Below are 17,352 nucleotides of genomic sequence, written 5' to 3'. Positions count from 1 at the left end.
ATGATTGATAGATTTAATATCTTTATCAAAAATTTTTATCTAAGATGACAATTACTCAATTAAAATACGTTTTATCAGTTGCAGAATATCAAAACTTTACGGTTGCTGCAGAACATAGTTTTGTTACTCAACCTACATTAAGTATGCAAATACAAAAATTAGAAGACGAACTAGAAGTTAAGATTTTTAATCGTTCTAAAAAACCAATTGAACTTACACAAGTTGGTAAAAAAATAGTTGAGCAAGCTAAAGTTATTGTAGATGAAAGCAATAGAATTTTAGATATTGTACATCAACAAAAAGGATATATTGGTGGTGAGTTTAAATTAGGTATTATACCTACAATTATGCCTACTCTTTTACCAATGTTTTTACAAAATTTTACAAAAAAATATCCTAAAGTAAAGTTAATTATTGAAGAATTAACTACTGAAGAAATTGTACGAAAACTTTCTGATGGACATATAGATGCAGCTCTTGCAGCTACTCCTTTAGAAAATGAAACTATAAAAGAAAGACCACTATATTACGAACCTTTTGTTGGTTTAGTGCCTCAAAACCATAGACTTTTTAATCAAAAAAATATTTCTTCTGATGAATTAGAAATGGAAGACATTTTACTTCTTGAAGATGGACATTGTTTTAAAGACAGTGTTATAAACTTATGTAGAACTCATAAAATTGATAACAAAAAAGGGTTTCAACTAGAAAGTGGAAGTTTTGATACGTTAATAAAACTTTCTAAAGAAGGTTTAGGCATGACTCTTTTACCTTATTTACACACATTAGATTTAAATGATGTAGACAAAAGTCATTTACGTGAATTTACAAACCCTCCTCCTGCAAGAGAAGTGAGTTTAATATACCACAAATCGCAATTAAAAATGCAATTAATTGAAGCTTTAAAGAAAACAATTGATGGTGTTATTAGAGGTGCTATTTCTTTTTCTGATGTTAAAATTATTAGCCCTTTACAGAAAAAATAGTATGAAAAAATTTATTCTAACATTTTTAGTAATTTTATTCTCTTTTAAAACCTTCTCTCAAAATTTAAAGAAAGTTGGAAAAGATTCTGTAGATATTGATTTATTAAAAATTGTAAATAAGTCAACTTATAATATTTTTAGTACCTATAGAAAAGATGAAATACCTGAATTTTCAAAAAATATTTTTTCAAATCATTTTTTAAATGATAAATCTAAAGATAACATAACAGCGTACATTAAATCTGTTTATGAAAAATTTGGTTTATTAAGTTCTTATAATGTAGAGCAAGTTTTAATTGATGAAAATTCTACATTAACATTTAGGATAAAGGTAAAATTTAGTAAAGTAGATTTTTATTCAGAAATTAGAGTAAAAGTTAATAAAACTAATAAAATTGATGAAATAATTTGTAAATCTTTTTGGTATAACAAATACTATAAGGTTAGCGAAAATCCATTAAATGCTTTAAAAGAAATTTCATCAAAAAATATCACTAAAGCTAAGTTATTTTTAGAGAAAACTTTTAAAAATTGTGAAAAAAGAAATTATTTAAAACTAAATAATAAAATTGCTACCAACAGATTGATTAACTCTCTTACCAATAAAAAAATTCATGATGCATGTTTAGAAACTAAAAACAGATTAGGAAAATTAATTAGCTATAAGCTATATGAAGTTTTAACAGACAAAAAGTATCAAATTATATACAGATTTAAAGCTATATATGAAAAAGAAAAAACTGAATTAAGAGTTTACACAACATTACAACATAAATATAGTGGTATATATATAATGAAATATTGGAATGATAAATTTTATGCTCCAAGTAAATTACCAAAAAAGGAAGCTAAATAGCTTCCTTTTTTTATGTGTATAAATTATTAAGAATACATTTTATCTCTTAATTCTTTAACCTTTGGGTCTGCTAAATATTCATCAAAAGTTGCATATCTATCTATAACACCTTTAGGTGTTAACTCTATAACTCTATTGGCTACAGTTTGCGCAAACTCATGATCATGAGTAGTAAACAAAACTGTTCCTTTAAAGTTAATTAATGAATTGTTTAATGCTTGTATAGATTCTAAATCTAAATGATTTGTTGGTTCATCTAAAACTAAAATATTAGCTCTTTTCATCATCATTCTAGACAACATACAACGCACTTTTTCTCCACCAGAAAGCACATTACTTTTCTTTAAAGCTTCTTCTCCAGAAAAAATCATTTTTCCTAAAAAACCTCTTAAGAAAACTTCTTCACGCTCTTCTTCTGTTTGAGCATATTGTCTTAACCAATCTACCAAGTTTAATTCTCCATTTTGAAAAAATGCAGCGTTATCTAATGGTAAGTAAGATTGTGTAGTAGTAACTCCCCAATCAAATTTACCACCATCTGCTGCTTCATTACCAGTAATAACTTGATAAAAAGCCGTTACAGCTCTAGAATTTTTAGAAATAATAGCTACTTTATCTCCTTTATTTAAATTTATATGAACTTTATCAAATAATTTTTCTCCTTCAAATTCTTTTGATAAATCTTCTACATTTAAAATCTGATCTCCTGCTTCTCTATCACTTTTATAAATAATGGCAGGGTAACGTCTACTAGAAGGTTTAATTTCTTCTACATTTAACTTATCAATCATTTTTTTACGAGAAGTTGCTTGCTTAGACTTTGCCATATTTGCAGAAAAACGTCGAATAAACTCTTCTAATTCTTTCTTTTTCTCTTCTGCTTTTTTATTCTGTTGCGCTCTTTGTCTAGAGGCTAATTGGCTAGATTCGTACCAAAAAGTATAATTACCAGAAAAATGGTTTATTTTACCAAAATCAATATCAGAAATATGTGTACAAACTGCATCTAAAAAGTGCCTATCGTGAGAAACTACAATAACACAGTTATCAAAATTTGCTATAAAGTTTTCTAACCAAGCAATTGTTTCGAAATCTAAATCATTGGTAGGCTCATCCATTATAAGTACATCAGGGTTTCCAAAAAGAGCTTGTGCAATTAATACACGTACTTTTTGCTTACCATCTAAATCTTTCATTAATGTATAATGATATTCTTCAGAAATACCTAAGTTAGATAACATTGCGGCTGCATCAGAATCTGCATTCCAACCATTCATTTCTTCAAAAACTATTTGAAGCTCTCCTATTTTCTCTGCATTTTCATCTGTATAGTCTGCATACAAATCATCAATTTGTTTTTTTATTTTAAACAAATCTTTATTACCTCTAACAACTGTTTCTAGCACAGGGTACTCATCAAATGCATAATGATCTTGTGTTAACACAGACATTCTTTTTCCTTTTTCTAAATGTACTTGACCAGATGTAGGTTCTTGTACACCAGAAATAATTTTTAAGAAAGTAGATTTTCCTGCACCATTGGCTCCAATAATTCCATAACAATTTCCTGTTTGAAATTTTGTATTTACATCATCAAACAAAACCCTTTTACCGAATTGTACAGATAAGTTAGAAACTGATAACATTTTTTAATTTTTTAAAATTTCTGCAAAAGTACAAATTTGATTTATCTTTTACTCTTGATTTTCAATGGTTTTTAATAAATATTATTTACCCTTTATAAGTGTTTTTTTAGAAGTATTTTAACAATGAATTAACAAGAATAGCTATAATGTATAATTAACTTTGTCATTTAGTAAACATACTCATTGTACATGATTAAATATTTATTTCGTTTAATTTTATTATTTGCTTTTACTGCTTTTGTAGGCTGTAATTCTGTTTCAAATAATACTACTACCTATTTTGGAGGCAAAATTATAAATCCAAAATCGAACCATGTTGTGTTATATTCTATGGAAAAAGTAATAGATACTTTATTTTTAGGAAAAGACAATAAGTTTTTAGGTAAGATAGAAAACGATAATGAAGGTTTGTACTATTTTATACATGGTAATGAAAAACAACATGTTTATTTAGAAAGTGCAGATAGTGTTATGATACGCTTAAATACTTGGGATTTTGATGAATCTTTAGTCTTTGCTGGTAAAGGTGCTGAAAGAAATAATATTTTGATTGACTGTTTTTTAGAAGAAGAAAATGATAAAAAACTATTTTACGAATACAATAAATTACCTCCTATTAAATTTAAAGAAAAAATTGATTCTTTAATTGACTTAAAATTAAATACTTATAAAGAATATATAGATAAACATCCAAAAGAAACATTAGGATTTAAACAAACATTAAAAACAGCGCTAACTTTTCCTATTTATTCTAGAATAGAAAGGTACCCAATTCTTAATGTTAAATATACTGAAGATGGTAATTTTCCTACTTTAAACAAAACATTTTATAATTACAGAAATAAAATATCTATTGATAAAGACTCTTTAATGTATTACCCCCCTTACTCTAAGTACATCAGATATTATTTATACAACAAAACATATGCTTTAGGTCATGCACCTATAAAAAATAAATACTCATCAGAATTTACTGTAGATTTATTAAACATAATTGATAAAGAAATTACCACAAAAAGATCTAAAAATGCATTTTTAAGACAAACTATAATTAGCCATTTTTACAATAAATCTAACTGTGAACTTAACACTAAAGCTTTTAATACTTTCTTTACTTTAACTACTAGTTTAGAAGATAAAGAACTGGTAAACAAGTTAATTGAAGACACTAAAGCTATTACAACAAATAATTATTTACCAAATTTTAGCTTAGTAAATTATTCAAATACAAAACTACAGGTTTTTGATATCGTTAAAGGTAAAAATACTTTACTATTCTTTTGGAACCCTAAGTATGTTTCTAGATCTTACATTATTCCCAGAATCAATTATTTATCTAAAACGTATCCAAATATTAAATTTATACAAATATTAATACAAGGTAAAAAAGGAGATAGAATTCAAAAATTAGATATTAAAAATCAATTTTATTTAGATCATAATAGCGAAGCTCACAAGTTTTTAACTAGCAAAATGCCACGTTCTATTTTAATAAATAAACAAGGTAAAGTAATAAATGGCTATGGTTCTATATCTCCTAAAAATCTAGAACCTTATTTAAAAAAATTAAGTAAAAACTAATTATTTTTACTAAATATTAGTTATCTATTTAAATTACAGTATCTTTGCACGATTTTTATTTTGAGTATAACTCATTAATAATCAGGTCGAATTTATAATCGGGTTTGCAGGTCGGCGTTCTGTGAATCCAAAAAAACACAGTAATGTCAACATTTTTAGAATTAGGTTTAAAAGAACCGATTAACAGAGCATTGACGGATTTAGGTTACGAAAAACCAACCGTTATTCAAGAAAAAGCAATCCCGCAAATTATTTCTTCAACAGACGATTTAAAAGCATTTGCACAAACAGGAACAGGAAAAACAGCAGCTTTTAGTTTACCTATATTAGAGCTTTTAGATCCTTCAAACAACAATGTACAAGCAATTATTTTATCACCAACTAGAGAACTTGCAGTTCAGATTGGTAATAACATCAAAGATTTTTGTAAATATATTAAAGACATAAAAGTAACTACTGTTTACGGTGGTTCTAGTATGGAAGATCAAATTAGATCTTTAAAAAGAGGATCTCAAATTGTAGTTGGTACTCCAGGTAGAACTGTAGATTTAATTAACAGAAGAGCTTTAAAGTTAGGTAACGTACAATGGTTAGTTTTAGATGAAGCTGATGAGATGTTAAACATGGGGTTTAAAGATGAATTAGATAGCGTTTTAGATGCTACTCCAGATTCTAAACAAACTTTATTATTTTCTGCAACATTTCCAAGAGAAGTAGAAGCCATTGCAAGAAACTACATGACTAAACCAGTAGAAATTACTTCTGGTGAAAAAAATCAAGGATCAGACAATGTAAGTCATGAGTATTATTCTGTTACAGAAAGAACTCGTTACCCTGCATTAAAAAGAATTGCAGATTTAAACCCTAATATTTACGCAATTATCTTTTGTAGAACTCGTAGAGAAACTCAAGAAGTTGCAGATAACTTAATTAAAGACGGATACAACGCAGATTCTTTACACGGAGATTTATCTCAAGCGCAAAGAGATTCTGTTATGGGTAAATTCCGTAAGAAAACAATTCAAATTTTAGTAGCAACAGACGTTGCCGCTCGTGGATTGGATGTTACTGAATTAACACACGTTATCAATCATAAATTACCAGATCAAATAGAAAACTATAACCACAGAAGTGGTAGAACTGGTAGAGCTGGTAACAAAGGTATTTCTATTGTTTTAGTAAACGGAAAAGAAAAAGGGAAATTAAGACCGATAGAAAGAATTATAAAAAAGAAATTTATTGAAACTAAAGTGCCTTCTGGTAAAGAAATTTGTCAGAATCAATTAATGCACTTAATAGATAAAGTTCAAAATATAGAAGTTAACGAATCTCAAATTAATGAGTTCTTACCTAATATTTACGAAAAATTAGAAACTCTAGACAGAGAAGAATTAATTAAAAAGTTTGTTTCTTTAGAGTTTAATACAATGTTAGCATATTATGAAAATGCTAAAGATTTAAATGATTTATCTTCTAGAGATAACTCAAGAGCAAGAACGGTTAATGAAAACATGACTCGTTTCTTTATCAATATTGGTAGAAAAGACAGCTTAAATCCTGCTAAATTAATCGGTTTAATTAACGATCAAAACATAGGAGATAAAATAGAAATTGGTGCTATTGATATTTTAGATACTTTTTCTTTCTTTGAGCTAGATAAAAATTTCGAAGACAAAACATTAGAAGCTTTTTCTAGTAACAGACCAGATTTTGATGGTAGATCTGTAAATATAGAAATCACTAAAAAAGAACGCTCTGGTGGTTCTGGTGGTGGACGAAGAAGAGGCGGAAAAAAACCTTTTGGTAAAAAAGATGGTGGATTTGGAAGACGTAGAAGTTCTGAAAACTCTTCAAGAAGTAATGATGGTGGTGGTAGAAGATCTGATAGACGTTCTTCTGATAGACCAAAAAATTCAGGAGATAGAAATTCTGGTGGATTTGGTAGAAGACGTAGAGAACGTTAAAAAACAAAAAAAAGCCTCATTACTATTTAGTAATGAGGCTTTTTTTTGTATAATAAATTCTTTTTATTAATAAGTTTAGAAAAGGATTTCATAAAGCGGGGGGCATTTGAAAATTACAATAAGAGTAAAATGTTCAAAAAAAAACTCTTATTAACCTTTTCTTTTAGTTTAGAATTTTTTAAATAAAATTCTTGTAAACTTTTTTACTTAAAACCTTTCTATATTTTTTTATATAAATAAGAAAACTCCAAAAAACAGGAGGTTTTATATTATTTATTTTGCTATTAATTATACTATTGCAGCTGCAATCTTTTTATAAGTACCATTTTCTAAATTTTCTCTAATTGCAGAAAAAGCAGCAATAGTTTCATCAATATCTTCTTGAGTATGTGTTGCTGTAGGTATTAATCTTAAAATAATTAATCCTTTTGGGATTACTGGATACACAACAATTGAACAAAAAATTCCGTGGTTTTCACGTAAATCATTTACCATTGCCATAGCTTCAGGTATTTCTCCTTTTAAGAATACTGGTGTAATACATGTTTGTGTTGTTCCTAAATCGAAACCAGCATTACGTAATCCAGATTGTAAAGCATTAGTATTATCCCATAACTTAGTTTTTAACTCTGGCATTGTACGTAACATATCTAAACGCTTTAATGCGCCTTTAACCATTGCCATTGGTAATGATTTTGCAAACATTTGAGAACGCATATTGTATTGTAAATACTGAATTACTTCTTTGTTTCCTGCAAAGAAGGCCCCAATACCTGCCATTGATTTTGCGAAAGTTGCAAAATAAACATCTATTTCATCTTGAACACCTTGCTCAAAACCTGTTCCTTTACCATCTTTTCCTAAGGTTCCAAAACCATGAGCATCGTCTACTAAAAGCCTAAAGTTATATTCTTTTTTAAATGAAACAATTTCTTTTAAACGACCTTGTTCTCCACGCATACCAAAAACACCTTCAGAAATCACTAAAATTCCTCCACCTGTTTTTTCTGCCATTTTTTTGGCACGTTTAATGTTTTTTTCAAAACTCTCCATGTCATTATGCTTATAAACAAAACGCTTACCTGCATGTAAACGAACCCCATCTATAATACATGCATGTGTATCCATGTCATATACTATAATATCATTTTTTGTAACTAAAGCATCAATTGCAGATACCATACCTTGGTAACCAAAGTTTACTAAATATGCAGCGTCTTTTTCTACAAATTCTGCACATTCTCTTTCTAATTGCTCGTGATAAGGAGTATGACCAGACATCATTCTAGCTCCCATTGGATAAGCCATACCATGTTCTGCAGCTGCATCTCCATCTGCTTTTAAAACATCTGGATGATTTGCTAAACCTAAATAATCATTTATACTCCAAGTAACTACTTTTTTACCATTAAAAGACATTCTGTTAGAGATAGGTCCTTCTAATTTAGGAAAAACATAGTAGCCTTCTGCTTGTTTAGCCCATTTACCAAGAGGTCCTTTATCTGCTTCTATTCTTTCAAATAAATCTTTCGTCATTTTTTTATTTTTGATTTTTTTTTGAACTGCAAAGTAACCGCTTTTTTTGCAGTTTATCAAATTGTTAAGCGCTCAATAATCTTATAGAAAATTGTTTTGCTTCATCCAATCATCACTATAAATCTTGTTCATATAGCGAGATCCATGATCTGGAAATATTAAAACCACCATACTGTCTTTATTAAACATTTCTTTAGTTGCATATTGCTTAGTAGCTCTCATTACTGCACCGCTTGTATACCCAGGGAACATCCCTTCTTTTTTAACAATTTTTCTTGCTTCTAAAGCTGCGTCTTTATCTGATACTTTTTCGTAAATATCTATTACATCAAAGTCTGTAGCTGTTGGAATTAAATTTTTACCTAAACCTTCTATTTTATAAGGGCTTACTTCATTTAAATCCAACTCTCTAGTTTCATGATATTTTTTTAGTACAGAACCAATAGCATCTACTCCTAAAATTTTAATATTTGGGTTTTGTTCTTTTAAAAATTTTCCGGTTCCAGAAATTGTTCCTCCTGTACCACTAGCTACAACCAAATGCGTTATTTTTCCATCTGTTTGTTCCCAAATTTCTGGACCTGTTGTTCTATAATGAGCTTCTATATTTAACTCATTAAAATATTGGTTGATATAAACAGAATTACTCGTTTTTCTATGAATTGTCTTTGCTACTTCGTAATAAGATCTTGGGTCTTCTGGTGGTACATTTGCAGGACAAACATGTACTTCTGCTCCCATTGATTTTAATAAGTCTATTTTGTCTCTAGATGATTTATCACTTACTGCTAAAATGCATTTATATCCTTTAACAATACTTATCATTGCTAAGCTAAAACCGGTATTTCCAGAAGTGGTTTCTACAATAGTTGCTCCTTTTTTTAGAATGCCTTTTTTTTCTGCATCTTCTACAATATGTAAAGCAATTCTATCTTTAGCTGAATGCCCAGGATTAAAAGCTTCAAATTTTGCGTAATATGAGCCTGGTAAGTTTTTGGTTATTTTATGGAGTTTAATTAGTGGTGTTTCTCCTACTAACTCTAATATTGAATTTGTAATTCCGTTATTTCTAGTCATACTATCACTATTCTCAAAGTAAATGTCATTACAAAAAATATATAAATCTTTATCTTATGCTAAGATAAAATGACTGCTACATTAAACTTGTAATGACACTTATTTTTCTTTGATTTCAAACGCAAAAGTACGTTTAATAGTTTAATTATTTAAATTGAATTAAGACTTAATTTCTACAGCATTTAATTTACCTTCTAGAGATAAAAAGAAAGTATACATTTTTGCTGTTTCTTTTAAAGCATCAAATCTTCCAGATGCACCACCATGTCCTGCTTCCATATTTGTATCTAACAAAAGTAAGTTATTATCTGTTTTTAGTTCACGTAGTTTTGCTACCCATTTTGCTGGCTCCCAATATTGTACTTGAGAATCATGAAAACCAGTTGTAACTAAAATGTTAGGATATTCTTTTTGTTCTACTTGATCGTAAGGTGAATATGATTTTATATACTCGTAATATTCTTTATCATTAGGGTTACCCCATTCATCATACTCTCCAGTAGTTAGTGGAATACTGTCATCTAACATTGTAGAAACTACATCTACAAAAGGTACAGATGCAATAATACCATTATATAATTCTGGGTTCATGTTTACAACTGCTCCCATTAATAATCCTCCTGCAGAACCTCCCATTGCATATAAATGTTCTGGAGATGTATAATTATTATCTATTAAATATTGAGAACAATCTACAAAATCGTTAAACGTATTTTTTTTATTTAACATTTTACCATCTTCATACCATTCTCTTCCTAAGTATTGGCTTCCACGAATGTGAGCTAAAGCATAAACAAAACCTCTATCTAGTAAGCTTAAACGTGTAGTAGAAAAATTGTCTGGTATTGTATAACCATAAGAACCGTATGCATACTGCAATATTGGAGTGTTTTTATTTATCTTAGTATCTTTATGGTATACTATTGAAATTGCAACTTTTTTTCCATCTCTTGTAGTAGCCCAAATACGTTCGCTCTTATAGTTTTCTTTTTTAAATTTTCCTCCTAGTACTTCTTGTTCTTTTTTAACATCTTTAGACTTATCTTTCATGTTAAAATCTATAACAGAACTGGGGGTTGTAAACGAATTATAAGAATATCTAATAATATCTGTATTAAAATCTGGATTAGCATATACGCCTACAGAATAAGTTTCTTCAGTAAATGGTAAATAATAATCTTCCGTTTTATCCCAACGTTTAATTCTAACTTTACTTAATCCATTGGTACGTTCTTCTAGCACTAAATATTCTTTAAATATAGAAAAATCTTCTAATAACGTATTATTTCTATGTGGTATAACGTCTACCCAATTATCTTTAGAAGTCTCATTAACAGGAGTTTTCATCAATTTAAAATTGGTTGCATCATCTTTATTTGTTAACAAATAAAAATAATCTCCAAAATGTGAAATTGAATATTCTAAATCTCTTTGTCTTGGTTGTACAACTGTAAACTCTCCTGTTGGATTATCTGCTTTTAAATACCTTGCTTCAGTTGATACTGTACTGTAAGAGCCTATAATTATATATTCATTAGATTTTGATTTAGTAACATACACTCCAAAAGTTTCATCTTTTTCATGAAAAACTTCAACATCTTCAGATGTTGGGGTACCTAAAACATGTCTATAAATTTTTTCACTTCTAAGAGTTACTGGGTCTTTTTTTGTGTAAAAAATAGTTTTATTATCACTTGCCCATACAGAACCACCTGTAGTATTCTCTATTATATCATTATAAATTTTCCCTGTTTCTAAGTTTTTTATTCTTAAAAAATATTGTCTTCTACTTACAGTATCTGTAGCAAAAGCAATTAATTTATTATCATTAGAAACATTTAAACCCCCTAATTGGTAATAATCATAGTCTTTAGCCATTTCATTTACATTAAACAATACCTCTTCATCTGCTTCTAAACTTTTTTTCTTTCTACTAAAAATTGGGTATTGTTTTCCTTTTTGATAACTTGTAATATAAAAATACCCATTATCTTTATAAGGCACAGAAGAATCATCTTCTTTAATTCTTCCTTTCATCTCTTCAAACAACTCATCTCTAAAAACTTCACTATATTTGGTTACTTCTTTATAGTAAGCGTTTTCTTCTTCTAAATAATTAACTACTTTTTGAGTTTGTGCGTCTTTATTTTTTGCATTTTTTTGTTCGTCTGTTAAACGCATCCAAAAGTAATTATCTATTCTAACATCTCCATGTTTTTCTAGCTTTTGAGCTATTTTTTCTGCAACAGGAGCATTTATATCTATATTTTTCATTGTATAATCTTTACAAGCGATTGCAAATGTAAGACTAATAAGCATGAAGGTAATAACTATTTTTCTCATTTTTAGATGATTTAGAATACCTATAAATATAGTAAATTTGTATTAGAACTATAAAAAACAAAAAAAATGTTTGGAGACTTATCAGGAATGATGAATAAATTAAAAGATGCACAACAAAAAGTAGAAGAAACAAAAGTTAGACTTAACTCTGTATTAGTTGATGAAGTATCTACAGACCAAAAAATAAAAGTAACACTAACTGCAAATAGAGAAATTAAATCTATTTCTATAAACAAATCTTTACTTTCTGATGCTGAAGAATTAGAAGATTACTTAATTGTAACTTTAAACAAAGCTATAGAAAAAGCTACTAAAATAAATGAAATAGAAATGGCTGCTGCAGCTAAAAACGGCATGCCTAACATACCAGGAATGGACATGTTTAAATAACACTAGTTACTTAAATTAAAAACGATATAACACAATCGTTTTAATAAAATTTATTGTGTGTGTTTTTATATAAAATAGACATATTTAACGTTCTATAAACATAGTATAGCGTATAGAAAGTATATTTTTGCTACTACTTTAAACCAAGAATAAGAATGATGATGAAAACAGAGAAAAAGAAAAAAAGCTTAGGTAAAAAAATCTTAAAATGGTTTACAGGTGTTGCCATACTATTTATAATTGCTTTAGTAACAATTCCTTATTTATTTAAAGATAAAATTGTAGAAATGGTAAGCAATACTATTAATAACAATGTACATGCAAATGTTACTTTTAAAGATGCAGACTTAAGTCTAATAAAGAGTTTTCCTTTAGTTAGCTTAACCGTTAGTGATTTAGCTATAACTAATAAAGCTCCTTTTTTAGGCGACACTTTATTTAATGCAAAAGCATTGAGTTTAGATATGAAAATTATAGAACTTTTTAAGAAAGAAAATGAACCAATTTCTATAAAAAGTATTAATTCTTATGATGGAAACATCAATATTATTTTTGATAAAAAAGGAAATGGCAATTATGATATTGCCATTGCTAACGAAGAAAATACAACAACCTCTGCAAACAGTTCTTTTTCATTAAATATTAATGAATATACGCTTTCTAATATCAATTTTAATTATATAGACAGAAGTTCTAATACAAAGCTAAGTCTCACAAAAATCAATCATTCAGGTAAAGGGAATTTAGCAGAAGAAATCTTTAATTTAGATACAAAAACAATAGCTTTTTTATCTTTAGATTTAGATAAAACCAATTACGTGAACAACGTTAAAGTTTCTCTTGATGCAATACTGGGTATCGATTTAAAAAACAGTAAATATTCTTTTAAAGAAAACACAGGTTACATTAATCAACTGCCTTTAGAATTTAATGGTTTTATTCAGTTAACTGATGATAATCAGTTGTATGACCTTAGTTTTAAAACGCCAACCTCTTCTTTTAAAAATGCCCTAGCATTATTACCAAAACAATATGCAGGGAATTTAAATACGATTAAAACTGAAGGTAATTTTGAAGTAAATGGAATTGTAAAAGGAACTTTATCAGAAAAAACAATTCCTGCTTTCGACGTAAATATTTCATCTAAAAACGCACTTTTTAAATATGCAGATTTACCTAAATCTGTAGAGCATATAAATATCGATTCTAAAATAACAAACAAAACTGGTTTTGTAAAAGACACGTATGTTTCTATAAACAAACTAAACTTTAAAATTGATGAAGATGTATTTTCTGCAAACGGAAATGTAAAAAACATTACCACAAATCCAACAGTAAATATTGCAGCAAAAGGAACTATTAATTTAGCCAATATTGGCAAAGTGTATCCTACTCCTTTAGAAAAAGAATTGGCAGGAATTTTACAAGCAGATATTACAACTAATTTTGATATGAATTCCGTTGAAAAAGGAAATTATCAGAAAATTAAAAACGCTGGTAAAATTACGATGAGCGATTTTAAATACGAAGGAAATGATGTTGCAAATCCATTTTTAATTAATAAAACACAAATTTCATTTAATTCAAATGCTATAAAACTAAATGAGTTTGAAGCAAAAACAGGTTCCTCAGATATATCTATTAAAGGAAATATAAATAATTTCTACGGATTTATTTTTAAAGACGAAGTTTTAAAAGGAAACTTTAATTTAAGTTCTAACAACCTTATTGTTGCTGATTTTGTTGATGCAGAAAATTCTTCAGAAGTAGAAACTACAACAACCTCTTCATTAAAAATTCCATCTTTTCTTGATGTAAAACTGAATGCAAATGCAAAAAAAGTGGTGTATGACAATATCAATCTCTCTAACGTTTCTGGAGATCTTTTTATTAAAAATGAAACAGTAGAACTACAAAACTTAAAATCAGATATTTTTGGTGGTAAAATTGCTTTTAACGGAAATGTAAATACAAAAGGTGATAAATCTACTTTTAAGATGGATTTAAACTTACAACAATTAAATATTGGCGATTCTTTTAGCACTTTAGACATGCTAGGATCGATTGCTCCCATTGCAAAAACTGTTGATGGAAAAGTAAATTCTACAATTACACTTTCTGGAAATTTAAAGGATGATATGACTCCTGATTTAAAAACCATTTCTGGTAATTTATTCGGTAAATTATTAAATCCAAAATTAAATGGAAGCAACTCTAAAGTACTTTCTTTATTAGAAAATAAAGTCGATTTTTTAAATATTGATAATTTAAATTTAGACGGAATAAATGGTGTTTTTTCTTTCGATAAAGGTGTAGTTACTGTAAAACCAATTCCGTTAACTTATAAAGACATTAAAATGGAAATTGGTGGAACACATGGTTTTGATCAATCTATGAATTACGATATTGTTTTTGATGTTCCTGTAAAATATTTAGGTACAGAAGTAACTAGTTTAATATCTAAATTAACACCAAAAGACGCTGCTTCAATAAAAAGTATTCCTGTAAAAGGAAGCTTAAAAGGAAGTTTTAGCAGCCCAAGTTTTTCATCAAATTTAAAAGATGCAACTTCAACTTTAATTAAAGATTTGGTAGCAAAGCAAAAAGCCAGTTTATTAAACCAAGGAAAAGACAAATTACTTGATCTTATAGGAAATAAAATCACTAAAAAAGACACTACTAAACAAAGTAATGTTACTAATAAAGTAAAAGATGTTTTAGGTGGTTTATTTGGTAAAAAGAAAAACTAATTTTCTATAGTGCTCCTAAAGCAGAAACAATAAATAAAAGCACATATAGAGATATTGTTATAATAGTAAATACACCAATAAACTTATAATGAGACTTTAACATTTCAAAAGATTTCGCCAAAATATCATCACTTTTAGAAACTAATGCCTTTTTCATTTTGGTAGAAAACTGAAGTAAATAATACACAGGAAAAAAGTAAATTATTGCTAATAATAAATAAACTATAGACATTGTTAATCCTAAATATTCTGGAACTCTAGGTTGCATTTTAGCTGCCATATCAAAAATAGTCGTTGCAAAAGCAGCAAATATCAACATCAAACCAATTAAGATAAAACCAATAATTGCTAAAAATTTAGACCATCTAGCAGTTTCCCTTAAAAAACTTTTGGCTGTACTTGTTAACGTTAACTGTTCTAATTGTGTAATAGGGTTGTTTATCATAATAAAAATTATTCAATGTTGTTTTCATCAAAAATAAACAAAAAAAAGAAGCCACAAATTCACATTTAATTATTTGTGAATCTGTGGCTAAAATTTATATAGAAATTTTCTTATTTCTTAAACTCAGTAATTGTTTTCTTTATAATAGAAATACAGTCTTGTAATTGCGCTTTGTTCATTACCAAAGGTGGTGCAAAACGAATAATATTTCCATGTGTAGGTTTTGCTAACAAACCATTATCTCTTAATTTCATACAAATATCCCAAGCTGTAGAGCTTTCTTCAGTATCGTTAATTAAAACAGCGTTTAATAAACCTTTTCCTCTAACAGATTTTACCAACTGATTTTCTTCAGCAAAAGTTGCTAATTCACTTCTAAAAATCTGACCTAAAACCTCAGCATTTTCTGCTAACTTTTCATCAGCAACCACTTCTAAAGCAGCAATTGCAACAGCAGCAGCAATTGGGTTTCCTCCAAAAGTAGACCCATGATTTCCTGGTTTAATAACATTCATAATATTATCATTTGCTAAAACTGCAGAAACAGGGTAGGCTCCTCCACTTAAAGCTTTACCTAAAATTAAAACATCTGGTTGCACGTTTTCATGATCTACAGCCAACATTTTACCTGTTCTTGCAATACCCGTTTGCACTTCATCAGCAATAAATAAAACATTGTGTTTTGTACATAATTCTTTTGCAGCCTCTAAATATCCGTTAGAAGGCACATACACTCCAGCTTCACCTTGTATGGGTTCTACCAAAAAAGCTGCAATATTTTTACTGCTTTTTAACGTTTCTTCTAAAGCTTGTAAATTATCGTATTCAATTTTTATAAATCCGTTTGTATACGGTCCAAAATTCTTTCTAGCAACAGGATCGTTAGAAAAAGAAATAATTGTAGTAGTCCTACCATGAAAGTTGTTTTCACAAACAATAATTTCTGCTTTGTTTTCATCAATTCCTTTTACTTCATACGCCCATTTTCTAGACAGTTTTAATGCAGTTTCTACAGCTTCTGCACCAGTATTCATTGGTAATAATTTATCGAAACCAAAAAGTTCTGTAGCAAATTTTTCATATTTACCCAACATGTGATTGTAAAACGCACGCGAAGTAAGTGTTAAAGTTTTTGCTTGATTTACCATTGCATCTACAATTTTCGGATGACAATGACCTTGGTTTACAGCAGAATATGCTGATAAAAAATCGTAATATCTTTTTCCTTCTGCATCCCAAACATACACACCCTCACCTTTACTCAAAACCACAGGAAGTGGATGATAATTGTGGGCACCATATTTGTTCTCTAATTCGATTGCTTCTTGCGAAGTTAATTTGTCTAAAACAGCCATTTTTAAGCTTTTAAATGTTTATAATAATATAACCATTCCTGTTCTACCTTTATCCTTTCAGTGAGTACTGAAAATTCAGCGTGGGAAAGAAATCATCCCCGAAGTTTTGCAAAAGTAATAAAATAACTAGTTCTAATAAAAATTATTTAGGCGTTCCCTAAAGGTCGTGCTTTCACTACTCGCTTTTTGCTCTACTTTCAATAAAAATATATTTTTATTGAAAGTAGAGTAAAAGAGCTCAAACAAACCGTTCAATCACTAACGCAGATTACAAACTTAAAAGAACGTGAGTTCGACGTAAGATATTTAAAAAATAAGCAATAAAAAGCAGAATATTTTGTAAATTAAAGTACTGAATTTCAATTTACTAATAAATATTCTGCTTATGATTTCTGATGATAAAATTATAGAAATTTTCTGTTC

At 28.3% G+C, this 17,352-nt stretch carries 12 protein-coding genes; 6 read left to right on the top strand and 6 right to left on the bottom strand.

Going from position 1 to position 17,352, the window contains the following annotated elements; genetic code table 11:
- The first annotated feature begins 44 nt into the window (after positions 1 to 44).
- Both ABJG40_RS06870 and ABJG40_RS06865 read left to right on the top strand, forming a co-directional pair.
- Positions 45 to 986: a LysR substrate-binding domain-containing protein gene (locus tag ABJG40_RS06870; protein WP_348023837.1), complete on the top strand. Its 942-nt coding sequence runs from the start codon at positions 45 to 47 to the stop codon at positions 984 to 986.
- 1 nt (position 987) lies between these two features.
- Positions 988 to 1,842 (top strand): hypothetical protein, encoded by an 855-nt coding sequence (locus ABJG40_RS06865; RefSeq protein WP_348023836.1) that lies wholly within the window; start codon positions 988 to 990, stop codon positions 1,840 to 1,842.
- A gap of 26 nt (positions 1,843 to 1,868) precedes the next feature.
- Here the strand turns inward: ABJG40_RS06865 and ABJG40_RS06860 are convergent, their stop codons facing one another.
- Entirely contained in the window at positions 1,869 to 3,488 is a 1,620-nt protein-coding gene (locus ABJG40_RS06860) for an ATP-binding cassette domain-containing protein (protein ID WP_348023835.1), read from the bottom strand.
- Between the two features lie 189 nt (positions 3,489 to 3,677).
- Here ABJG40_RS06860 and ABJG40_RS06855 point away from each other — a divergent pair, with 189 nt between their 5' ends.
- On the top strand, positions 3,678 to 5,069 hold the full coding sequence (locus ABJG40_RS06855; RefSeq protein WP_348023834.1) for a hypothetical protein: 1,392 nt from the start codon (positions 3,678 to 3,680) through the stop codon (positions 5,067 to 5,069).
- Between the two features lie 143 nt (positions 5,070 to 5,212).
- Positions 5,213 to 7,033 carry a DEAD/DEAH box helicase gene (locus ABJG40_RS06850; protein WP_348023833.1) on the top strand — a complete coding sequence of 607 codons (1,821 nt, stop codon included), beginning with the start codon at positions 5,213 to 5,215 and terminating at the stop codon, positions 7,031 to 7,033.
- 288 nt (positions 7,034 to 7,321) lie between these two features.
- On the opposite strand, the gene ABJG40_RS06845 is transcribed toward ABJG40_RS06850, so the two are convergent.
- The 3 genes from ABJG40_RS06845 to ABJG40_RS06835 all read right to left on the bottom strand — a co-directional run bounded on the left by ABJG40_RS06845 (position 7,322) and on the right by ABJG40_RS06835 (position 11,920).
- Positions 7,322 to 8,569 (bottom strand): aminotransferase class I/II-fold pyridoxal phosphate-dependent enzyme, encoded by a 1,248-nt coding sequence (locus ABJG40_RS06845; protein ID WP_348023832.1) that lies wholly within the window; start codon positions 8,567 to 8,569, stop codon positions 7,322 to 7,324.
- An 81-nt stretch (positions 8,570 to 8,650) separates the two neighbouring features.
- Positions 8,651 to 9,646: a pyridoxal-phosphate dependent enzyme gene (locus ABJG40_RS06840; RefSeq protein WP_348023831.1), complete on the bottom strand. Its 996-nt coding sequence runs from the start codon at positions 9,644 to 9,646 to the stop codon at positions 8,651 to 8,653.
- Positions 9,647 to 9,805: 159 nt separating this feature from the next.
- Positions 9,806 to 11,920: a S9 family peptidase gene (locus ABJG40_RS06835; protein ID WP_348023895.1), complete on the bottom strand. Its 2,115-nt coding sequence runs from the start codon at positions 11,918 to 11,920 to the stop codon at positions 9,806 to 9,808.
- Between the two features lie 135 nt (positions 11,921 to 12,055).
- On the opposite strand from ABJG40_RS06835, the gene ABJG40_RS06830 reads away from it, so the two are divergent.
- Together ABJG40_RS06830 and ABJG40_RS06825 are read left to right on the top strand one after the other, a co-directional pair.
- A complete protein-coding gene (locus tag ABJG40_RS06830) occupies positions 12,056 to 12,379 on the top strand; it encodes a YbaB/EbfC family nucleoid-associated protein (RefSeq protein WP_348023830.1) in 324 nt (107 codons plus the stop codon).
- Positions 12,380 to 12,534: 155 nt separating this feature from the next.
- Positions 12,535 to 15,129: an AsmA-like C-terminal region-containing protein gene (locus ABJG40_RS06825; protein WP_348023829.1), complete on the top strand. Its 2,595-nt coding sequence runs from the start codon at positions 12,535 to 12,537 to the stop codon at positions 15,127 to 15,129.
- A 4-nt stretch (positions 15,130 to 15,133) separates the two neighbouring features.
- Here ABJG40_RS06825 and ABJG40_RS06820 read toward each other — a convergent pair whose 3' ends face one another.
- Positions 15,134 to 15,574 (bottom strand): DUF5362 family protein, encoded by a 441-nt coding sequence (locus ABJG40_RS06820; protein WP_348023828.1) that lies wholly within the window; start codon positions 15,572 to 15,574, stop codon positions 15,134 to 15,136.
- A 110-nt stretch (positions 15,575 to 15,684) separates the two neighbouring features.
- Entirely contained in the window at positions 15,685 to 16,929 is a 1,245-nt protein-coding gene (rocD, locus tag ABJG40_RS06815) for an ornithine--oxo-acid transaminase (protein WP_348023827.1), read from the bottom strand.
- Between the last annotated feature and the right edge of the window lie 423 nt (positions 16,930 to 17,352).

Source organism: Polaribacter sp. (genome assembly GCF_039939415.1).
GTDB lineage: Bacteria > Bacteroidota > Bacteroidia > Flavobacteriales > Flavobacteriaceae > Polaribacter.
The sequence above is the reverse complement of the archived record's forward strand: the minus strand, read 5'-3'. Positions and strand labels throughout refer to the sequence as shown.